General features: G+C 42.8%; 17 protein-coding genes. 11 read left to right on the top strand and 6 right to left on the bottom strand.

The window, feature by feature from the left end:
• The first annotated feature begins 82 nt into the window (after positions 1–82).
• The 4 genes from dnaE (at position 83) to AC1DV1_RS03880 (ending at position 5,904) form a co-directional block, all read left to right on the top strand.
• The gene (dnaE, locus tag AC1DV1_RS03895) at positions 83–3,667 is read left to right on the top strand and encodes a DNA polymerase III subunit alpha (RefSeq protein WP_477355542.1); all 3,585 of its coding nucleotides are present in this window, start codon (positions 83–85) and stop codon (positions 3,665–3,667) included.
• 189 nt (positions 3,668–3,856) lie between these two features.
• On the top strand, positions 3,857–4,177 hold the full coding sequence (trxA, locus tag AC1DV1_RS03890) for a thioredoxin (protein ID WP_147056439.1): 321 nt from the start codon (positions 3,857–3,859) through the stop codon (positions 4,175–4,177).
• 107 nt (positions 4,178–4,284) lie between these two features.
• A complete protein-coding gene (locus AC1DV1_RS03885; protein ID WP_477355539.1) occupies positions 4,285–5,205 on the top strand; it encodes a DUF58 domain-containing protein in 921 nt (306 codons plus the stop codon).
• Positions 5,206–5,238: 33 nt separating this feature from the next.
• Complete coding sequence (locus AC1DV1_RS03880; RefSeq protein ID WP_477355536.1) at positions 5,239–5,904, top strand: hypothetical protein; 666 nt, start codon at positions 5,239–5,241, stop codon at positions 5,902–5,904.
• 83 nt (positions 5,905–5,987) lie between these two features.
• Here AC1DV1_RS03880 and AC1DV1_RS03875 read toward each other — a convergent pair whose 3' ends face one another.
• Together AC1DV1_RS03875 and AC1DV1_RS03870 are read right to left on the bottom strand one after the other, a co-directional pair.
• Positions 5,988–7,328 carry a sensor histidine kinase gene (locus AC1DV1_RS03875; RefSeq protein ID WP_477355533.1) on the bottom strand — a complete coding sequence of 447 codons (1,341 nt, stop codon included), beginning with the start codon at positions 7,326–7,328 and terminating at the stop codon, positions 5,988–5,990.
• 3 nt (positions 7,329–7,331) lie between these two features.
• Positions 7,332–8,009, bottom strand: coding sequence for a response regulator transcription factor (locus AC1DV1_RS03870; RefSeq protein ID WP_477355530.1), 678 nt, complete (start codon positions 8,007–8,009; stop codon positions 7,332–7,334).
• A gap of 183 nt (positions 8,010–8,192) precedes the next feature.
• Here AC1DV1_RS03870 and AC1DV1_RS03865 point away from each other — a divergent pair, with 183 nt between their 5' ends.
• Complete coding sequence (locus tag AC1DV1_RS03865; RefSeq protein ID WP_477355527.1) at positions 8,193–9,662, top strand: glycoside hydrolase family 130 protein; 1,470 nt, start codon at positions 8,193–8,195, stop codon at positions 9,660–9,662.
• Between the two features lie 126 nt (positions 9,663–9,788).
• Here AC1DV1_RS03865 and AC1DV1_RS03860 read toward each other — a convergent pair whose 3' ends face one another.
• Entirely contained in the window at positions 9,789–10,688 is a 900-nt protein-coding gene (locus AC1DV1_RS03860) for a hypothetical protein (RefSeq protein ID WP_477355524.1), read from the bottom strand.
• Between the two features lie 405 nt (positions 10,689–11,093).
• On the opposite strand from AC1DV1_RS03860, the gene AC1DV1_RS03855 reads away from it, so the two are divergent.
• A complete protein-coding gene (locus tag AC1DV1_RS03855; protein ID WP_477355518.1) occupies positions 11,094–11,495 on the top strand; it encodes a hypothetical protein in 402 nt (133 codons plus the stop codon).
• Between the two features lie 87 nt (positions 11,496–11,582).
• On the opposite strand, the gene AC1DV1_RS03850 is transcribed toward AC1DV1_RS03855, so the two are convergent.
• The 3 genes from AC1DV1_RS03850 to AC1DV1_RS03840 form a co-directional block, all read right to left on the bottom strand.
• Positions 11,583–12,590 (bottom strand): glycosyltransferase family 4 protein, encoded by a 1,008-nt coding sequence (locus AC1DV1_RS03850; RefSeq protein WP_477355515.1) that lies wholly within the window; start codon positions 12,588–12,590, stop codon positions 11,583–11,585.
• A complete protein-coding gene (locus tag AC1DV1_RS03845) occupies positions 12,591–14,867 on the bottom strand; it encodes a glycosyltransferase family 4 protein (protein ID WP_477355512.1) in 2,277 nt (758 codons plus the stop codon).
• A gap of 653 nt (positions 14,868–15,520) precedes the next feature.
• Positions 15,521–16,711, bottom strand: a complete 1,191-nt coding sequence (locus tag AC1DV1_RS03840) for an aspartate aminotransferase family protein (protein ID WP_477355509.1) — start codon at positions 16,709–16,711, stop codon at positions 15,521–15,523.
• A 420-nt stretch (positions 16,712–17,131) separates the two neighbouring features.
• Between AC1DV1_RS03840 and AC1DV1_RS03835 the strand changes: the two genes are divergently transcribed.
• The 5 genes from AC1DV1_RS03835 (at position 17,132) to cysN (ending at position 22,727) form a co-directional block, all read left to right on the top strand.
• Positions 17,132–18,538 carry a CCA tRNA nucleotidyltransferase gene (locus AC1DV1_RS03835; RefSeq protein WP_477355506.1) on the top strand — a complete coding sequence of 469 codons (1,407 nt, stop codon included), beginning with the start codon at positions 17,132–17,134 and terminating at the stop codon, positions 18,536–18,538.
• Between the two features lie 49 nt (positions 18,539–18,587).
• Positions 18,588–19,244, top strand: coding sequence for an IS1096 element passenger TnpR family protein (locus AC1DV1_RS03830; RefSeq protein WP_477355500.1), 657 nt, complete (start codon positions 18,588–18,590; stop codon positions 19,242–19,244).
• A gap of 187 nt (positions 19,245–19,431) precedes the next feature.
• Positions 19,432–20,352: a tRNA (adenosine(37)-N6)-dimethylallyltransferase MiaA gene (gene miaA / locus AC1DV1_RS03825; protein ID WP_477355493.1), complete on the top strand. Its 921-nt coding sequence runs from the start codon at positions 19,432–19,434 to the stop codon at positions 20,350–20,352.
• Between the two features lie 141 nt (positions 20,353–20,493).
• A complete protein-coding gene (cysD, locus tag AC1DV1_RS03820; protein WP_477355490.1) occupies positions 20,494–21,399 on the top strand; it encodes a sulfate adenylyltransferase subunit CysD in 906 nt (301 codons plus the stop codon).
• Positions 21,400–21,473: 74 nt separating this feature from the next.
• A complete protein-coding gene (gene cysN, locus AC1DV1_RS03815; RefSeq protein WP_477355487.1) occupies positions 21,474–22,727 on the top strand; it encodes a sulfate adenylyltransferase subunit CysN in 1,254 nt (417 codons plus the stop codon).
• The last annotated feature ends 331 nt before the right edge of the window (positions 22,728–23,058 follow it).

Genomic DNA, 23,058 nt, shown 5'->3' with positions numbered 1-23,058 from the left:
TTTGTTTTTTCAACACTCAACCCCGCGAACTTGTTTTTTAATAACTTTGTATTTCTACAGATTTTGTTGAAACGGATTTACTATGCCAGATTTTTCTCACTTACACGTTCATACCCAGTTCTCGTTACTTGATGGCGCTGCCGACATCTCAAAACTATACAAAAAGGCCGCAGCTGATGGGATGAAAGCTCTTGCAATTACCGATCATGGTAACATGTTTGGCGTATTTAAATTTGTGGCCGAAGCTGGTAAACACAATGTAAAACCCATTGTTGGCTGCGAGTTTTACGTGGTAGAAGACAGGCATAAAAAAACCTTTACAAAGGAAAAGAAAGACATTCGCCGCCACCAGCTGATGCTGGCCAAAAATCCTGAAGGCTATAAAAACCTGGTTAAGCTATGTTCATACGGCTACATGGAAGGCCTGTACAGCAAATGGCCCCGTATTGATAAAGAGCTGATATTAAAGCACCACAAAGGCATTATTGCTACAACCTGCTGCATTGGGGCATCGGTACCCCAGGCCATATTAAGGGATACCCCCGAAGCGGCCGAAGCCGAGTTTAAATGGTGGCTTGATTTGTTTGGCGAAGATTTTTACATCGAACTGCAGCGCCACGATATTCCCGACCAAAATACGGTGAACAAAGTATTGCTGGAGTACGCCAAAAAGTATAATGTGAAAGTAATTTGCTCCAATGATTCACATTATGTAGATCAGCAAGACTCCAACGCTCATGACATTTTGCTTTGCGTGAACACCGGCGATATGCAAAGCACCCCAATTGCTACCGACGAGGAAGGCGGCCGTGGCTATAGGTTTGGTTTCCCTAACGACCAGTTTTATTTTAAAACCCAACAGGAAATGAGCCACCTGTTTAAAGACCTGCCCGAATCATTGGACAATACCAACGAGATTGTGGACAAGGTGGAGGTTTTAAAGCTTAAACGGGATATCCTGTTACCTAATTACGTAATACCCGAGGAGTTTAAAATTCACAATACCGGGGATGCTGATACGCTGAACCAGTGGGAATACCTGAAGCACCTTACCTTTATGGGCGCCAAGGAACGTTACATAGATATATCGCCCGAAACTGAGGAGCGCATTAACTTTGAATTGTTCACCATCAGAACGATGGGCTTTGCCGGTTACTTTTTAATTGTGGCCGACTTTATAAAAGCAGGCCGCGATATGGGTGTATTTATAGGCCCGGGCCGTGGTTCGGCAGCCGGATCGGTGGTAGCCTACTGTACCGGGATCACCAACATCGACCCGATGAAGTACAACCTCCTGTTTGAGAGGTTCCTGAACCCCGACCGTAAATCGATGCCCGATATTGATACGGATTTTGACGATGCCGGCCGCCAAAAGGTTATTGACTACGTGGTAGATAAGTATGGTAAAAACCAGGTGGCACAAATCATCACTTATGGATCGATGGCTGCCCGTACCAGTATTCAGGATGTGGGCCGCGTATTGGATATGCCGCTATCCGAAATGAACTTAATTAAAAAGCTGGTGCCCGATACCCTGGGCATTACCCTTAAAGATGCCATTGAACAGGTACCCGAGCTTAAAGAGATATTAAATGGCAACGACCTGCGCAGCCAGGTATTGCGCGAGGCAGCCAAGCTGGAAGGCTCGGTACGTAATACCGGCGTACACGCGGCGGGCATCATCATTGCCCCTTATGATTTAACTGATATTGTTCCTGTTGCCGTTGCCAAAGACTCCGATCTGCTGGTTACACAATATGATGGCCGTGTAATTGAAGATGCAGGCGTAATTAAGATGGACTTTCTAGGGCTTAAAACCCTTACCATTATTAAAGATGCGCTACGGATGATCAAACAAAATCATGGTGTACACATCGATATAGATTATATCCCGCTTGATGATTTGCAAACTTATGAGCTTTACCAGCGAGGCGATACCAATGGTACTTTCCAGTTTGAAAGTGATGGTATGCAAATGTACCTGCGCGAACTTAAGCCCGATAAGTTTGAGGATTTAATTGCCATGAACGCCCTGTACCGCCCGGGACCGATTGAGTATATACCCAACTTTATTGCCCGTAAACACGGCAGGGAGCCTATCGTGTTCGATTTGCCCGACATGGAGGAATACCTGGGCGAAACCTATGGTATTACCGTGTACCAGGAGCAGGTGATGCTTTTATCGCAAAAGCTGGCAGGCTTTAGTAAAGGCGATGCCGACGTTTTGCGTAAGGCGATGGGTAAAAAACAAATTGAGATTCTGAACAAAATGGAGTCCCAGTTTATGGATGGGGCTGTAGCCAAAGGCCATCCCAAAGATAAACTGACCAAAATATGGACCGACTGGAAGGCTTTTGCGCAGTACGCGTTCAATAAATCGCACTCTACCTGTTACGCTTTTGTGGCCTACCAAACGGCTTATTTAAAGGCGCACTATCCATCCGAGTACATGGCGGCAGTTTTAAACAACCAGAACAACATGGAAAAGATTACCTTTTTTATGGAGGAGTGCCGCAGGATGGGTGTAGAGGTGTTAGGGCCGGATATCAATGAGTCGGACATGGCTTTTGCGGTAAACCGTAAAGGGCAGGTGCGTTTCGGGTTAACCGGTGTTAAAGGAGTGGGCGATAAAGCGGTGGAGAGTATTATTGAAGAACGGATTGCCAAAGGCCCTTACGTATCTGTTTATGATTTTGCACGCCGGTCGAACACCCGCAGTGTAAACCGAAAATCGTACGAGAACCTGGTGTACGGTGGTGCCTTTGATGAGTTTGGCTATAACCGCGCCCAGTTTTTTGCTAAAACAGATGTTGGCGTATTAACAGGTATTGAGCGCCTTACCAAGTATGCCAATGATTACCAGAATGTACAAAGCAGCTCGCAATCATCATTATTCGGCGGCTCAGTAGCATCATATGTGCCTGAACCGGCCATGCCAGAGGCTGAAGAATGGCCGTTGATAGAAAAACTGAAATACGAAAAAACGGTAATTGGTATTTACCTTACCGGCCACCCGCTGGATAACTATAAGGTAGAGCTTGACCGCTTTTGCAACAGCACCATCAGCGATTTGAAACTGATGCAAAAAGCACGCTCGGGCGAAGGTGGCGAAGAGATCATGGGTGCCTTTAACGAGTTACGTAAACGCGGCGAGATCCGCATAGGCGGACTGGTAAGCAGCGTTCAGCATAAAATAACTAAAACCGGTAAGCCCTTTGGCACTTTCGTGTTGGAGGATTACAATGAATCGTACGAATTTGCCTTGTTTGGTGATGATTATGTAAAATTCCGTAACATGATGATGGACGGCTATTTTTTACATATTAAGGGCAGCATCGAAGAAAAATTCCGCCAAAAGGATAACTGGGACCTGCGCATCCTGGTGATGGATTTGCTGTCCGAAATGCGCGATAAGCTCACCAAATCATTAACGGTTTGTATCGACGTGAGCATGCTCAGCAGCAAATTACTTGACGATATACAACACATCATCGACGAGAATAACCAAAAATACCCGGTAAAAAACTGCAAACTGCGCTTCAAGATCAACAACCGCGAAGAGGCCATGCACGTAGAGCTATCATCCAAAAACTTTAAAGTAAACCCAAGCGATGATTTGATTGAGGGCATATTTAACATTACGAATACGCAGCCTTTGTTGGGGTAATGAACAACAACGTGTACAGCAGTGAAGACTAATTGTTAGCATCTGTTCCACCCTTGTTAAAAACTTACAGTCACCACAACGTTAAGTGGATAACTTATATTAATATAATTGTCACATTGTCAGGTGTGGTTTGTGGCAAGCTATTTGAATAGTATATATTTGTATAACAAAATTTAAAAAATAGAAATCATGGCTTTAGAAATAACTGATGCAAACTTTGACGAACTTGTCCTGAAATCAGACAAACCCGTACTACTTGACTTTTGGGCAGAATGGTGTGGCCCTTGTAGAATGGTTGGCCCGGTAGTTGAAGATATTGCAAAAGAATACGAAGGCAGAGCTATTGTTGGTAAAGTTGATGTCGATAACAACCCAGGTATATCTGTAAAATTCGGCATCCGTAATATCCCTGCTTTATTGTTCTTCAAAAATGGCGAAATCGTAGATAAACAAATTGGTGCAGTTCCAAAATCAGTATTAACTGATAAATTAGCTAAGCAATTAGCTTAATCCGTACAGGCATAAATTAAGTTTATCAATAACTTAATCCACCATATTTTACTTTAAAAAGCGTTGCTAATGTTGGCAACGCTTTTTTTATGCCCTATATTAGCCCTATGCCCAAATTAAACGACGATCAGCAAATACGGCAATTAGCCAACCTCGAACTGCTGGCCCGGCAGGTAGTTGAAGGTTTTATAACCGGCCTGCACCAAAGTCCTTTCCACGGCTTTTCGGTGGAGTTTGCCGAGCATCGTTTGTACAACAACGGCGAATCGGTGAAAAACATCGATTGGAAATTGCTGGCCCGTACCGATAAGCTGTTTGTAAAACAATTTGAGGAAGAAACCAACCTGCGTTGCTACCTGCTGCTGGATACCTCGTCATCGATGAACTTTCCTGAAAAAGGGACTACCAAGCTCCAGTTTTCTATATACGCCATTGCATCATTAATGCACTTGTTTAAAAAACAAAGGGACGCGTTTGGGCTGTGTATTTTTTCGGACAAGGTAGATTGGCTGAGTGCGGCAAAATCAACAACAACACACCTGTTTCATTTATACGCCGAACTGGAGAAGGCTTATAATAATCCCAAAACCAATACAGTTACCAATATCACACAGGTATTGCACCATGTAGCTAACGAGATCCACCAGCGTTCGATGGTGATCATTTTTAGCGATATGCTGGAGAATAGCCTTAACCCCGGTAAGGTGCAAGCCTTGTTCGCGGCCGTTCAGCACCTGAAGTTCAGCAAACACGAGGTGATTATCTTTAATGTTAACGATAAACAAAAAGAGGTCGACTTTAACTTTGATAACCGCCCACATCATTTTATCGATATAGAAAGCGGTGCCGAAATAAAGGTGCATCCTGGCAAAGTACGGGATGCCTACAAAGCATCTTTAACCGAATACCGGCATCAACTTGAACTTAAATGTGCCCAATACCATATTGATTTGGTAGACGTGGATATTAATGAAGGTTACCATGATGTGCTAAAAACCTACCTTGCCAAAAGAAATAAAATGGTGTAGTTAAGCAGCTACCTAAATCCAACACACTTTAGTATGAAATACCTAACCTTTTTCGCCATTCTTTTATTGTTTATTGTTCTCCCCAATCGCGTGCTTGCGCAAGGTGATCCTTTTAAACTCAGCGGCGAATATTCAAGCAATTTCGGCCAATTCACTATCGTTGTAACAAATAATAAAATTACCGGGTTGTATGAATATTATGAGCAATACGATGAAAAAGTAAAAGGGTACCTAAGGGAAAATATATTCTTTTTAAAAGGAACCTCGGTAAACGGAAAAGATTTCAGTATCATAAGCACAGATCCTGGTTTTCCTGGTGACATTCAAAAAGGCCGTCTTTCGTTTTTGAACGGCAAACTGAAAATAGTTTTAACCGGGACACCGCCGATGGACGCCGGATTTGACATCGATCATGAATCTGATAAAAGCTACTTCCCTTTTGTAAAGCCAAACAAATACCTTTTATTAACATTCATTAAATCAAAACGGGCGTACTTATACAACCTTAATGGCGATAACTTTACCATAAGGAAAGGCTATCTGGTATCTAACGAATTTGTTAAAGTGGTTGAAAAGAAAGATAATTTCTCTAAAGTTTTGTATCAGCCTGTAACCGACGGAAAAATATATACTTACTGGGTAAGCAATCAGGATTTGCTTGATCCAACTGCCGATAATTGGAATGGTTTCGTAAAATAACCCGCCAAGCTGCATTATTGCCCGCTACATATTGCCAGGGATTATGATGATGTTGCTATACCAAAAGAAATAAAATGGCGTAGCTAATTATCTATTAAATTGGGATTAGGCACGTTAAAGACAAGCGTAACTGTAGTTCCCTCCCCTTTTACCGAATTTATTTGAACCTTGATATCATGAAAACTCGTAATACTTTTAACTATTGCCAGGCCTAAGCCGTAACTTTCCTTTTCGTCGGTGTCCAGCTTTTCGAAACGGTTAAAGGCATTTTCAATTTGCTTTTTGTCCATCCCTGTCCCGGTATCAGAAATGATGATTTTGTAGGTACCCTCTTTAAGCTCATCGCTAATAGTTATCAATCCACCCTCATTATTATACTTAATGGCGTTATTAATCAAATTAAACAATAAAGTGTGCATCAGGGGCCGGTTGCCCGTTATAGTATATATATATTTCAGGTTGTTTGAAAAAGTTAACTGCCGCTCTTCTATCCTGTCTTCCAGTTCTTCCTGAATTTCCATTACTACGGCAGCAATCATTACCATATCTGCTTTATCATACTGGTTGTTTTCAACTTTCGATATCAGCAACAAACTATTAATAATCGACTTTAGCCGGTTAAGCGTTTTTAACGACGCGTGCATCTTGTTTTCGCTCCCCTCGCTTAGTTCCTCTTGCAGTAAAATATTCTCGAGCCTTGAGCTGATGATTGATATGGGGGTAAGCAATTCGTGCGATACATTGGCGATAAATTGCTTTTCGAGGATAAACAGGTTCGATATTTTTTTCATAAGCGAGCTGATGCTATCGTCCAAAAGCTCAAAATCCTGGGTAGTTGTTTTTATTTTTTCGTAATCAAAGTTCATCGGATCGTTCACTTTAATCAGTTTACGATCGATAATCTGATAAAACGGGGCCAGCAGAAATTTGGTAAAAACCAGATCGCTTATCAGTGTTAATACCAGGGCTACCACCAAAACCAAAATAGTGAACTTTTTAATGATGGATTTTAGCTCCTCAACCGATTCTATCGCCACGCCGATATGCAAAATATAGGTATGCCCATTAAAATTCAACCGGTGTGTTAAAATGCGGTAGGTTTGGGTGTATTTATCAAAATCGCGGGTTTCGGTAGTGAATTTAACTTCCTTAGTTACCTCCGGGTTGTATTTTGTTTGGGTAATAGTAATAAACTCTTCCTTCAGAATATTGTAGTCGGTATAGGCCTTTTTATCGCCCAAAATACTACTGATTTCACTGGAAGAAAGGTTTTTAAGCGTTTGCTCCTTATCATTTTCAAGCCTCAGCTCAATGTGATTATAAGAAATTTTTTCTATCGAAAGCAGGATGAGCAAACCCGTAAACAGGATGATAGCTACTTTGGTTAAAGTATTATAAAGGGCCAGCTTTACCTGCAGTTTCATTGTTTAAATGTTAATGCGGTAACCTATGCTGCGTACCGTCTCAAACCAATCAATGGGGATGTATTGCGATAGTTTTTTGCGCAGGTTTTTTACGTGCACATCAACAAAGTTCGAGTCGCTGTTTATTTCCAACACATCGCCCCAAACGTGCTCGGTAAGGTTGGTTCGCGATATTACGCGGTTTTTATTAAGCACCAGGTAGTTAAAAATTTCGAACTCCTTTTTGGTAAGGTTTATCCGCTCGTCATTAAACATCACCGTACGGTTCTGGATATTTACTTTAAGGCCTTTTATGTTAATGTCATTACTCTCCAGCCGGTGTTTACGGCGGGTAATGGCGTGCATACGGGCCAGCAATTCACTCAACGAAAATGGCTTAGCCAGGTAATCATCCGCGCCCTGCTCCAGGCCCGATACCCTGTCGTCAACAGCTCCGCGGGCGGTTAGTATAATAACGGCATCATCGCGTTTATCAAGCCCTTTCAGCATTTTTAACAGGTCGAACCCATCGCCATCGGGCAATCCGAGATCAAGCAGGATAAAATCGTAATTATTAACAAAAATCTTTTCTTCGGCCGATCTTTTGGTTCGCGCATGCTCCACAGTAAATCCTTCGTGACTTAAAAATTCATCAACCTCCAGGGCCAGGCCCTTTTCGTCTTCAACAATCAAAACATTCATAAGTGTGCAAGTTACAAGATTTTAGAGTCAAGAGCCAAGAATCAAGAATCAAGACAAAAAATTTACATTCAGCCCTATCGATGTAAAATTGTTTTAATTCTTAACTCTTGATTCTTTTCTAAAAATAGCTAAATCAATTTCTACTTAACGCTGTTACAAAATAAACGCTACTATTGTATACATATGAGACTTTCCATTGAACGAAAACCAATAAGAGTTAACCCCGATCCTAAACGCGTTATTGCCAGATTTTTTTTTAATGGGAACGATCGTGCAAAAGAAGTAATTGAGCGCGTTATGCAAATAAGCGAGGAGGTAGCTTTCGGCATTGTATCGCCGCTATTGCAGGAATACTCCAAACGGCACCGTAATATAACCCGGGTTTTAAACCGGCATTGCAGTAAATTGAAGCCGCTTTTTTTGGAGTTAAATATCGATTATGATACTTTGACCATTAACCGCAAGCTACTTATAGGATCTTATTTTACCCACGAGTATTCCATTGAATCGGCTGCTTTTTTCAATCCCTCTATCGTGGAAGATCCGGACCAAACCGAACTGCAAGATGGGCAACGCCGAGTGATCATCAGTTTCAGGGCTGTGGGCGAGGGACATATTTCATCCATTACTTTTCGTCGTGGTTTAATCGATAAAGACAACAACATCACCATTTTGCCTGCCGGTAACTACATTGACGAAGCCGAAATTGTCAGGAACGCTGTATACAATAAAAAGCTGTTTTTTGATAAAGCCGCTATTACACAGATCAATATAGATGTCCTACACGAACTGGAATCCAAGCTGGATCATCATTTTGAATACGCCAACCTGCGCCGTATTATTATCGATTCGCAAAAATTGCAGGAAAGCGATATGAAGAAACTGGAGTACGACAAAGTACTGTGGCTAGCCGACTCGTACTACGAAATAGTTTTTTCGCTGGATACCGATATCTCCGACAGGGTAATATTCCCTATATCTGAGTATGAGCGCAAAGGTATTGAGGATGCCCGTTTTGTACAATTCAGGAACGATGACGATACTTCTGTTTATTATGCTACATACACCGCATATGATGGTGCACTTATAATGCCCAAACTATTGCAAACCACCGATTTTTATAATTTTAAAATAATGCCATTATACGGCGCCGGCGCCCAAAATAAAAACCTGGCGTTGTTTCCGCGCAAGGTGAATGGCAAGTTTGTAATGATTTCGCGTATTGATGGCTGTAATAATTACATCATGTACGCTGATAAGATTAACATATGGGAAAAGCCAATTATGTTGCAGCAACCCCGCTTTAGCTGGGAATTTGTACAAATAGGTAACTGCGGATCGCCGATTGAAACCAAAGATGGCTGGCTGATGATAACCCACGGTGTAGGCCCTATGCGCCGCTATGTACTGGGAGCCAGCTTACTAAAACTGGATGACCCGGCCATTGAAATAGGCCGACTGCGTGAACCTTTGCTTATCCCCAACAGCGATGAACGCGAAGGCTATGTCCCTAACGTACTATATTCGTGCGGGGCAATAGTTCACAACGAAAAGCTGATTATCCCCTATGGCGTATCCGACTCATCAACTGCGTTTGCAGAAGTTAGCTTACAGGAGTTATTGGATAAATTGAAGAGCGATCAGAGCGAATAAAGCGGCCTTTGTCATTGGCTTAAATAATGTCACATTACATGTTCGCAGGAAAGGCCGGACGCTAATCGGCTGACGAAAAGATAACCGCTGAGTTCTTTAAGGAGTTTTTTGATTAGCAACAAATACCTATCGCCAGCTGGCGCTGATTGTTTTAAGCGTAAACTTTTCAAAAATCCTGACAGCAATTTCTTTATGATCGCCCTTTTCTGATTTACGTACGTAATTAGTTAAACTCAGGAGCTTTAGCTGCGATGTATTATTGTTACCGCTGATGTTCAGGTTGGCATACATCGTTTTTAAAACTATGGTATCCGCATCTTTTACGCGCTCGTAATCAATAAGCATAGCTAAAGTATCTTTTTTGTTTTTTATTAAAGATGAACTGTAGTAGAAAATACTGCTCTTACGGTCAAAATCAACTCTCGCGGTGTCTTTGTAAAGCGCGCCATAACTGCGCTTATTATTATCCTTAACGTATTGGTTAAACTCGTGAACATACTCCAGTTGCAGGGCATTAATCCTGGAAACCAATTCACGTTTAGAAAAATCGAAAGTGTAAACTTTATTGATATCATTAAACCTGGTATAGGCCCCCGGAGGCATGGTGGTAGCTATAAAGGATATTAAAGAACACACTATTAACATATTAAAAATTACAGGTTTGAAGTAATATACCACTGGCTTGTTAAACTGATAAAAAGATACAGGCAAAATGAGCAGTGCTATATAATCGGTATAATCAATTGTGCGATGTACGGGGATACCTGCACCATTTAATGCATCGATAACAGGCTGCACTAAAGACGATTTCCAAACCACAAAAAACAGGAACGTAAAAAAATAACCCAGCTTTATTGTCCGCGGAAATAAAGCGCTCAACAAAAACGGGAACGCAAACAAACCAGCAAAATCAGAAAGCTTACCGGTTAAGCCGTTATGAAACGTTTGTTTAAGATACCAATCGTTTACAATCAGTAACAAAACCGCGGCTATAAATACCGGGTTACCTAATTTATGTTTTGCCATTGCCGAAGGTTAATTAACAGCAAGTTATGAAATAATTAATTCAGGAGTTTGCTAACTTACAAGTTTATGAAACCCTGTAAGTCCCGTTACACCATCGCGCCGACATTTTATAACAAGCATGTTAAAACTGAATAAAATGACGCAAAAATAGTCCTGCGTTTCATTTTTTTCGGCATGTAATAAACGACAACCCGTCCTAAATAATAAGCGTATTATTAGGCGTAGTATCCCTGCTTTCTGTTGCTCATATGCAAAAATGGCCGCTGCAATTTAATTCAGCAGATTATTAAAAAGTTTTACAAAAAAAAAAGGAATCTGGCATATCCATTGATATAAACAATTTAGTATATTTAACTAACACAGTGAACGTTACAAATTATTATATGATAAAAAACTTATAAAGCCATGGACCATTTCAGAGAAATAAAAAACAGCTTAACCTGGCACAATGAGGGCAAATTTGAAGTTGAGCTGATCAACGGTATTATTACCAAACTTAATTTTTGTGAGCCGGGCAAAGGCCCCGAAGATGTAGGCAAGAGCCTTACATCAACCAACTATAAATACTTACAGTCGGTTTATTCGTGCCTTGGCGATCTGTTCACTTTTATTGAGGAAGAAAATAAAAGGTTAGGCTACAGCTATGCCCGTGCAAGCGAGGTTTTACCACAACAGCAGCCCGAAGTTACTGAAAACACTTACCCGCTGCTTGGCGAAACCAAAATAAGGCCGTTAAATGATTACGCCAATCAGCCGGAATCAGGCAATTCTTCCCAGGCAAATGAATTGATAAGGGATGCGGGCTGATAGCATTCCGGCAAAAAGCTGATTACCTTTTTGGTGTTGTGTGATACATAAAGTACCGCATCGGTTTCCCTTTGTGTTTTTCCTTTGTTACCTGTCAAGTATCTTCTGGTATAGCCCCAAATAATCCGCTACCATTTTATCCCTCGAAAATTGCGAGCCAGCCCAGTTACAGCAGTCTATTCTATTAATCCCGGCTAATCTACCCACTGCTTCAACAGCCTCATCAACGTCATTAACTAAAAACCCGGTTTGGGCATCTTTAATCAGTTCCGGCATCGATCCCCTGTTAAATGCTATTACGGGCGTTCCGCAAAGCATGGCCTCGGCTACACTCATGCCAAAGGGCTCATTAAAGCTAATGGGGTGCAGCAGGGCGGCGGCGTTGCCCAGCAAATCTTTACGCTTATCGGGGCCGGCATGGCCAATGTATTGTATTTGGTCAGATAAATAAGGCTCAACCCTTTCACGGTAGTAATTCCCGTCCTGAATAATACCTGCAATTAACAGCTTACGTCTGCTTTTTTGGGCTATCGCAATGGCTTCGGCAGTTCCTTTATCGGGATGGATGCGGCCGAAATACAGCAGGTAATCTTCAGGCTGTTCGTAAAACTCAAAATCGCGGGTATCCAAACCGTTGTAAACCGTAGCCAGGTAATCCAGATCGGCGCTGCGATCCGAATTACTGATGGATACATAATACCCTATATCGTTATACTTTTTATAAACCGGGATAATTTTCTGCGACGAAAAGCCATGTATCGTAGTGATAACAGGCGTTTTAATTAGCCCGGAATAAGTGAGCGGCAAAAAATCGAAATTATTATGGATAATATCAAACTCGCCCGCTTTCTCCATCAGGTTGCTAATGTGCAGGCATTCTAACACTTTGGCGTCCTGGCTTCGGTCTTCCTCGTACCCGGTTGCACAAATAGCATCCAGTTTTCCGGCAGTTACCGAATCGCTGGTGGCAAACAGCGTTACATCAATACCCAACTTCACCAATCCCTCGGCAATGTTAGATGCAATTTGTTCCCACGGGCCGTAATGCCTTGGCGGTGTACGCCAGGCTACGGGGGCTAAAACGGCTACCTTCATTTAGCAGATCTCGAGTTTCTGGCCGTATTTATTGTACTCATACTCCAGTTCAAAGGCTTTTAATACCGTTAAATGCGATATCAGGTACGCCAGCGTGCTTTCGGCTCCCTGGTTACGGTTAATACCGCCGGGCAGCAAGCCGTCGCAGCAGCCCTTGGTTTCATGGTCGTAAAGCGGGGCACGCAAGGTATTTTCGCCCAGGAACCACTTATAGCTTAAAAACATTTTCTCTACATATTGCGGCACCCTGAAAATCTGGTAAGCCTGGAAATGCATCAGCACCATAGCCATGGTTTCAATAGCCTGCTGATCGAACGTTGGAAAAGTACCGCCGCGATAATACCAGCCATCATTACCCACGGGGCTTAAGTAACCGTTTGATAAAGTCAGCTTATCTAAAAACGCCATCGATGCCAGTGCAATCCGTTTGGCATCCTCATTCCCGGTTATCTCGCAGGAGTGTAATAAAGCCAGCGGTAGTATCGCGTTATCGTAGGTCATTTTCTCTTCAAACCATTGCCAATCTTCTGATTGCGTTTTTTCAAAAGCATCAATAAGGGGTTGGGTTAAATCGTTTAGTATTTTAATCATCCCATCATCTGTAGGTATGGCCTGCAGGTAAAGGCTTATCCCGATAATGGTGTTGCCTATTCCTCTCAAATGTTTCAAACTTGAAAAATGCGGTACCGATTTATGAAAAATCTCTAAAGCAAACTCACGGTATGAGTTACTGGCAGCGCAGCCTATCAAATGCCCTAACGACCATATGGTACGGCCAAATGAATCCTCCGATCCAACTTCATCCAGGTAGCGCCTGTCAAAACTCAAAAAGTTACGGAAGTTACCATCATCTGTTTGCATATAGTGAATATAGCTGAGGTAAATAGGCAGCAATTCAAAGGCCTCCTTGCTCCCGCTGCGCTGGTAAGCCATCAAGGCCATGATAAGCGCACGGGCGTTATCATCAAGGCAGTAACCCTCTTTTAAGTTAGGGATACCGTATTTGGCGTGTTGTACAATACCAGTATCATCGGTCAGCCTCAAAACATGCGTAAGGCTGAACTTTGGTAATATTTCGGGGTCAACAATGCTGTTTTTCAATATCTTATCACTAAAATCAAAACGGGCTGTTGCCTCCTGGGCCACCTTTATAAATTCGGCCCCAATTACCGGCCAGCGCAGGTGCAGGCCATATTGGTAGGCATTCTCTTTCAATTCCTGTAAAACCCTGTCCTGGTCAAGCAGCTCAATTACGGTATCGGCAAGTGCATCAGAATTTTTAAAGTCGAATAGCCTGCCCCGGCCATCGGCCAGCAACTCGGTAGCGTGCCAGTAAGGTGTAGATACTACGGCAGCACCGGCACCAACGGCATAAGATAAGGTGCCACTGGTAATTTGAGCCTCGTTAAGGTACGGTGTTACATAAATATCGCAGGCGGTAAGATAATCTACCAGTTCTTCTTCAGATACAAATTTATTGATGAACGATAGATTTTTAGATACGCCCAGTTGCGCAGCAAGCGATTTCAGGTGATCGCGATACTCCTCTCCTGAATTTTTTATAACGCCGGGATGGGTGTTACCCAGTACCACGTACATTACATCGGGATGATTTTCGACAATTTTTGGTAAAGCCCTAACCACGGTTTCCAGCCCTTTATTACGGCTGATTAGCCCGAAAGTGAGCATTACCCTGTGATTTTTAAAAGAGCTAAGCGCTTTAACCGGGTTTTCTTCCGGTGCTTCTACATCTGGCACGCCATGTTCTATAATCTGGATCTTATCCGCAGGAATCTCATAAATAGTAGTTAAAAACTCCACAGCACGCTGGCTCATTACGATGATCTTTGACGATTGTTCGGCAATCTCGCGGATAATGATGCGCTGCACATAGCTGGGGTCTTTTAATATGGTATGCAATATCGATATCAGCGGTTTTTCCAGCCGGTTTATCAACGGTAATATATAAATACCGCTCTCGCCGCCGTAAATGCCAAATTCATGCTCCATAATGCAAACATCCGCCGCACTGGTGTTGATATAGTTGGCAGCACGGATATAGTCTTTTTGATGGTTTTGACGGATAACGTATTTCACCTCCTCCGGGTATTCGTATTCGTGCACGTCTTCAGAATCGTTAAGCGCTACCACGAAGCCCCCCTGAAGTAATGACTTCCTGTCGGGATAGTTAGCGCTGATGGCGTGCATTAAATTGTGATTAAATGTGGCTAAGCCGCACTCGCGGGGAGGATAGGTTGATATATAGGCGATTTTCATAATTCGATAGCGTGTTAAAACTTGTAGTTGTGCGCATAAACAGCAATAGCAAGCCGGCTGTTTAAATCTGTGACCATAAAAAAGTGCATTAGTGTTCTTATTTCCCTGAATAAAGGCCTTAACGGCATCTTTTTATCTGATTATACCATAAATGCATAAACCATACCAGTTTAATTCAAACAAAATATTATGAGGTATTATTTAATATTCGTTACATAAAAGTTACCAAAAGGTTGTATAGGAATCTGCTTATTAAATTTAATTATAAGCCAGCCGCTTGTTTACCGTGCCTGAAAAGATGTGGTAGACAATCAGGCACTTTTCATTATAAATTAATACAACCTAACATGCACCTTACACACACCAGGCTATAACCAAACCCACCCCTCACAGCATACCTTTGGCATACCTTTCACACCCTTTTGGCGCACCTTTGTGGCCAAACAAACAACTGACAACTAACTTATTATGTAATTTAAAAGAGAAAACCTGTTTACAAAAAAATGTAAAAAAGCGAATATGATAATCAGGGAGACTTAGTAACAAGAAGAACATCTTCTCTGCTTCCCAACTGTGCAGAACCTCTACTACAAACATACTGAAAAATTGGGAGGGATAATAATTTATAGCGCCGCCCATGCCCTTTTACTGCATCATCTATTATAATGGTCTATAGCCTCGATGATCACCGCGCAGGCCTTTTCTATCTCCCGGGGTTGGATAATGAGCGGTGGCGCCAGGCGCATGGAGTTGCTGCAATGTAAAAACCAATCGGTTATTACACCGTTTTCAATACAGCGGTCTATTATTTTCTTATTCAAGTCAAAGTTTTCCAGCTCAACGGCCAGCATCAGGCCTTTGCCGCGCACCGCTTTAATAGCCGGGTGTACCAGTAGTTGACGGAACAAGGCTTCCTTTTGGGCTACCCCAGGTATAAGGTTGTCATTAATCAATACCTGCAATGCCGCTAAGCCCGCCGCGCAGCATACCGGGTGGCCCCCAAACGTGGTGATGTGGCCAAGTATAGGGTTATCCTTTAACGCACCCATAATTTGGGTTGACGCAATAAACGCACCTATCGGCATACCGCCGCCCAGCGCTTTGGCCAGCAACAAAATATCGGGCACTATACCAAAGTGCTCAAAAGCAAACAACTTTCCGGTACGGCCAAATGCCGCCTGGATTTCATCCAAAATTAATAACGCCCCCGTTTCATCACAACGTTTACGCAAGGCTTGCATATAGGCGCTATCCGGCACCCGCACACCGGCCTCGCCCTGCACGGTTTCTATAATAACGCATGCGGTTTGGTCTGTTATCAATTGCAGGTCATCGGTATTGTTAAAATTGATGAAACCTACCCCGGGCAATAACGGGCGATAGGCTTGCTTAAATTCCTCGTTACCCATTACGCTTAAAGCGCCATGGGTGCTGCCATGGTATGAGTTGTGGCAGGCGATGATCTGTTGCCTGCCGCTAAATCGTTTAGCTAACTTCAACGCGCCCTCCACCGCCTCGGTACCCGAATTGGTAAAATAAACCGATTGTAAATTATCCGGTAACAACGATACCAGTTTCTGTGCAAACATTACCTGCGGTGTTTGCACAAACTCGCCGTAAACCATCAGGTGCATGTATTTATCAACCTGCTGTTTAATGGCCTCCTTTACATAAGCGTTGCCATGCCCAAGGCTGCTTACCCCAATACCCGATATCAGATCAATAAATGCCTTGCCCGATGAATCGTACATATAAATGCCCTCGGCGCGCTCAAACTCCAGCAATAAAGGAAAGTTGGTAGTTTGCGCGTTATTAGCCAAAAAAAGCTGACGGAGAGTAGGCATGTGAAAGTTGTATATTATGAGTTGTAAGTTGTATGTATGGCAACAGCGCAAAGATAATGTTAATGCCGCAAAATGATCATTTTCAAAAATCAGGAATTATGCGTTTTCAAATTGTGCTGAGGTTAAACAAGCATAAATATTTTGATGCACCTGAATTGCGCGAAGCAGCAGTTTAGTGTTAACCATGATAAAATATAAGATATTGATTATAAAGCATTTATAAATATTTTATCTAAAATGTGTTAAGTTATGTTAACCATGTTTCGATCCGTTTGCCCTACAGCTTTTAACGTTTAAAATTTAGAGTTTGAATTTTAGCATTACCTTTGTGTTTACTTAACGGTTATCTAAAAATAACAAACACCGTCATTGCGAGGTAGGATAAATTATTCGGATGGCCGATAAGAATTTTATTACACTATGAAAGATCACCTGCGGCATCCTGTATTTTCTGTTATCTCAAAACTTGCCGCGCAGCATAGTGTACAGGTGTATGCCATTGGTGGCTTTGTACGCGATATTTTTTTGAACCGCCCGTCAAAAGATATCGATATTGTAATTATTGGTAACGGGATTGAATTTGCCGAGGCTGTGGGCGTTAAGCTGAAGGTAAAAGTTGCTGTTTATAAAAATTTTGGCACTGCATCGCTCAAATACCAGGACCTGGAAGTTGAGTTTGTGGGCGCCCGCAAAGAATCGTACCGCCGCGACTCGCGCAAGCCTATTGTTGAAAACGGTACGCTGGAAGACGATCAAAAACGCCGCGACCTTACCATCAATGCGCTGGCCATATCCCTAAATCCGGAAACTTTTGGCGAATTGCTTGACCCATTTGGCGGCATTATCGATTTGCAAAACAAACTAATCCGCACACCGCTAAACCCGGTGGAAACTTTTTCTGACGACCCTTTGCGTATGATGCGTGCCATCAGGTTTGCATCGCAGCTTAATTTCAGGATAGACGACGAGGCTGTTACTGCTATAAAAAACAATGTAGATAGAATCGCCATTATATCGCAGGAGCGTATAACCGACGAACTGAATAAGATCATACTATCCAAAGTACCTTCCATTGGTTTCAATTATTTGTTTGACACCGGCTTGCTGAATAAAATATTCCCGCTGATGGCAGGGCTTTACGGGGTTGATTATATCGACGGCAAAGGCCACAAGGATAATTTTTACCATACCCTGCAGGTGCTTGATAACATTTGCGAGACCACTACTGATCTTTGGCTGCGCTGGGCCGCTATTTTGCACGATATTGCCAAGCCCGCCACCAAACGCTTTGAAGCCGGCCACGGCTGGACATTTCATGGCCATGAAGACCGCGGCGCGCGTATGGTTCCTAAAATATTTGCCCAGTTAAAGCTGCCGCTTAACGAAAAAATGAAACAGGTGCAAAAGCTGGTGCAGCTGCATTTAAGGCCCATTGTACTCTCGCAATCTATCGTGACAGATTCGGCAGTGCGGCGCTTGCTTTTCGAGGCGGGAGATGATATTGAAGGACTAATGTTGTTGTGTAAAGCAGACATTACCACAAAAAACGAATACAAGGTTAAAAAATACCGTAACAATTTTGAGCTTGTTCAACAAAAATTAAAAGATGTTGAAGAGCGCGACAGTATCAGAAACTGGCAGCCGCCGGTTACCGGGCTGGATATTATGGAACTTTTTGGTATAAAAGAAGGCCGCGAGGTAGGAATTATCAAAAATCAGATCCGCGAAGCCATACTGGAAGGCGAAATTCCGAACGAACGGGAAGCTGCCATCAACTACACAATTGCCAAAGGTTTAGAAATTGGCTTAAAAGTTGTGGCAAGCTGAAATTGAATTAAAACACTATTTTTGTCCCCATTAAAAATTTACTAACAAAATGGCACTATACAGGTTCAGGGTTACTTTCGAAGATTATGATGATGTGATGCGTGAAATTGATGTAAAATCGAATCAAACATTCGAAGATTTACACCGCGCGATACACCAGTCAACCGGTTATAATCCCGAATTCCCATCGTCTTTTTATATCAGTAACGATCAGTGGATGAAAGGCGAAGAAATTACCTATTTGCCAAATCAAAAAAGAAAAGATCGTGGTATTTCGCTCATGACCAATGTAAAGCTCCTGAGCTTTATTGACGATCCGCATCAAAAATTTTATTATACGTTCAACTTCGATCGCCCTTTTGATTTTCATGTCGAGCTGATGAAAATTATTCTTGACGAAACACCGGGCACTACCTACCCCGCAGTTATAAAATCAGTAGGTGAAGCGCCAAAACAATTTGGCAATGTATTTACACCCGCCGCAACAGCTGCCGCCCCTGATGAAGACTTTGACTTTTTGAATGAAATGGCCTATAACCCCGAAGATGCCGAAGATTTTTCGGAAGTAACCGATATTGACGCCGACCTTCCTGAAGAAAAAGCAGCTGAGGACGAAGAAGAAGATGAATTTGGTAACGAATTTGCCGATGATGAAGGCTTCGATGATGATGACAAACCACATCGTGGTGGTGGTGATGATTATTAAAGGGCTATCTCAGCGCCATCATTGCGAGGCTTTACCAGGTAAAGCCTAAAAAAGATAACGTATTGGCTTCAGATGCTCACAACAACTATGTCATTGCGAGCGAAGCGTGGCAATCGCGCCGCGCTCATGGCGAATTTGTATAGTTTGCGATTGCTTCGTTCCTCGCAATGACATATTTTATTTAAACATGCCTCATTTACCTACCAAAACCCTCCTAGTAATTGCCGGCCCTACAGCCATTGGCAAAACAGCCGCGGCTATTGAGGTGGCCAAACATTTTAATACGGTGGTGGTATCGGCCGATTCGAGGCAGTTTTTCAGGGAAATGAGCATTGGTACGGCTAAACCCAGCGCCGAGGAGTTGGCCCAGGTAAGACACTATTTTATTGATTCCCATTCTATAACCGAGCCCTTTTCGGTAGGTGATTTTGAGAGGGAATGCCTGTTATTACTCGACGAGCTTTTTAAAAAGCACGACTATGTCGTTTTGGCAGGTGGCTCGGGCCTGTACATCAAAGCTATTTGCGAAGGCTTTGATGATTTACCAACGGCCGATCCGGCTATCCGCGAACGATTGAACCTTGAGCTGGAAGAGAAAGGGTTAACTTATTTGCAGGAAAAATTAAAACTGGCCGATTCGCTTTACTATAACCAGGTTGACCTGGGCAACCCGCAACGCATCATTAGGGCGCTGGAGGTCTTTGAAAGCACCGGCAATCCTATATCATCTTATCGGCAGGCAACGGTTAATAAGCGTCCGTTTGAAATTATAAAACTGGCCCTTAACATGCCGCGCGAATTATTGTACCGCCGCATTAATGACAGGGTTGATATCATGTTACAACAAGGCTTATTAGCCGAGGTAGCGTCATTACTCCCCCATCGCCAGTTAAACGCGCTGAACACAGTAGGTTACTCCGAAATTTTCGACTATATGGATGGTGCCATTACGCTTGATAAAGCGGTTGAAATGATAAAACAAAACACCCGCCGGTTTGCCAAAAGGCAACTCACCTGGTTCCGTAAGGATCAACAGTTTATTTGGTTTGATGCCGGAGCACCGGATTTAATCGAAAAAATGATTGAAGTGGTTGAAAAGACATCTTAAAAATTCAATCAGTTACTTCGCTGTTGTACAACCCGGTCAAAATCCATTTAATACCCTCAACATTAGTATAAAATTGCTAATATTGCAGTTTAAATGCTAAGTACTACAATTTAGGTGGATTTAGCGGGTTTTTAAATTAGCATGCACAAATATTATCTTACCCATCTGCAGGAATTAGAATCGGAAGCCATTTACGTAATAAGGGAAGTGGTTGCCCAGTTTGATCGCCCTGCAATACTGTTTTCGGGCGGTAAAGACTCCATTGTTGTTACTCACCTGGCCCAAAAGGCTTTTTGGCCTGCCAAAATACCTATGCCGCTTATCCATATTGATACCGGGCATAATTTCCCCGAGACTATGGAATTCAGGGACCAGCTGGTTGAAAAACTGGGTGTACAATTAATTGTAGGCTCGGTTCAGGACGCTATCAACAAAGGCCGCGCGGTTGAAGAAAGCGGCATTAACGCCAGCCGGAACGAGTTACAAATTGTATCGTTATTAGATACCATCGAACATCATAAAATTGATGCTGCCATTGGCGGCGCCCGCCGCGATGAGGAAAAAGCACGTTCAAAAGAGCGCTTTTTTTCGCACCGCGATGAGTTTGGCCAGTGGGACCCAAAAAATCAACGACCTGAACTTTGGAATATTTTTAACGGCCGCAAGCGTATGGGCGAACATTTCAGGGTATTCCCGATCAGTAACTGGACGGAAATGGACATTTGGAATTACATCCTGCAGGAAAACATTGCTATCCCTTCACTTTACTTTGCACATAACCGTAACGCCGTTTACCGCGATGGTACATGGTTGCCGGCATCGGAATTTTTATCATTGCGCGATGGCGAATTTGTAGAGAATAAACTGATGCGTTTCCGTACCCTGGGCGATATTACCATTACCGGTGGAATCGAATCCGACGCAGATACGCTGGAGAAAATTGTAGCCGAGGTATCGGCCACGCGCAGCACCGAGCGAGGCAACCGCAGCGACGACAAACGCTCTGATACATCAATGGAAGACAGGAAAAAACAAGGTTATTTTTAAATTGAATTAAACAGGCTTTTTGGCCAACAATATACTACGCCAACCTGGCAACAGGCCACACGTACCTCATTATTATGGAACTATTACGTTTTACAACAGCCGGCAGTGTAGATGATGGGAAAAGTACCCTCATAGGGCGGTTACTATACGACTCCAAATCTATTTTTGAAGACCAGATGGAGGCCGTAAAACAATCGAGCGAAAGGAAAGGCTTGCAGCACATCGATCTTTCGCTGCTTACCGATGGCCTGCGATCTGAAAGGGAACAAGGTATCACCATTGATGTTGCCTACCGTTATTTTGCTACGCCTAAACGTAAATTTATTATTGCCGATACCCCCGGCCATATTCAATACACCCGTAACATGGTTACCGGGGCCTCAACAGCTAATTTGGCCCTTGTACTTATAGATGCCCGTAAAGGTGTTGTTGAACAAACCTGCCGGCACTCTTTTATCGCGTCGTTATTAAAAATTCCTCATATCATCGTCTGCATCAACAAAATGGATCTGGTTGATTACTCGGAGGAAGTATTTAATAATGTAGTTGAGCAATACAAAGCCTTCGCCGCTAAGATAGATGTTAATGATATCCGTTTTGTGCCCATCAGTGCGCTTGAGGGCGACAATGTGGTTAACGATTCTTTTAACATGCCGTGGTACAAAGGCGAAAGTTTGCTGCACACGTTAGAAACGATTCATATTGCAAGTGATGAAAACCATGCTGATGCACGTTTTCCGGTACAAACCGTGATTCGCCCGCATGCTGCCGAGTATCATGACTACCGCGGCTATGCAGGCCGTATTGCCGGTGGCATATTTAAACCTGGTGATAAAATAACGGTATTGCCTTCGGGATTAACATCGGCTATTAAATCAATCGATACGTTTTCGGGGCAGGTTGAAGAAGCTTTCGCGCCAATGTCGGTATCTATTACCCTGGAGGATGACATTGATGTAAGCCGTGGCGATATGATTGTTAAAGACGAAAGCGAACCATTTGTAAGCCAGGATCTGGAGGTGATGCTTTGCTGGATGGGCACCCGTGGCCCACGTCCGGGCGCCAAATATCACCTTAAAAATACTACCCGCGAGGTGATGGCTATTATAAAAGAAGTTTATTATAAGCTTGACATTAACACCATGGAAAAGCTTGAAAATGCCGGAGATATTAAAATGAACGAGATGGCCCGTGTACGCCTGCGTACCACCCAGCCACTTGTTTTTGACGAATACCGCAAAAACCGTATTACCGGCTCATTAATTTTGGTTGACGAAGCCACCAATGAAACCGTAGCCGCCGGAACGCTGGCCCCCCCCGCCCTGTAATTGCGGATGTGCAGGTTGCGGATGTGCAAATGTGCAGATCCCAGATATGCAGATTTTAAAAGATAAATATCTGAACTAATAGATGAGGCTGTATCATAAATCATGATCAGCCTCTTTTTTATTATTAATGGTTTATTGCTATAAAATCAATTAGTTATCTATGGTTTTATTTGTTTTAACAATCTGATTTTCATATATTTAAAGTATAGATATATGAGATATGGCAATCAGACAACCTGTTTTCAAACACTATGATCAGCAGCAAATATTAGCTATTCCGCCAACCCTGGAGGAGCTAATCCCGCAATCCCATCCGGTTAGAGTTGTCAAT

This window comes from Mucilaginibacter sp. P4_D1 (assembly GCF_056401935.1).
The sequence above is the reverse complement of the archived record's forward strand: the minus strand, read 5'-3'. Positions and strand labels throughout refer to the sequence as shown.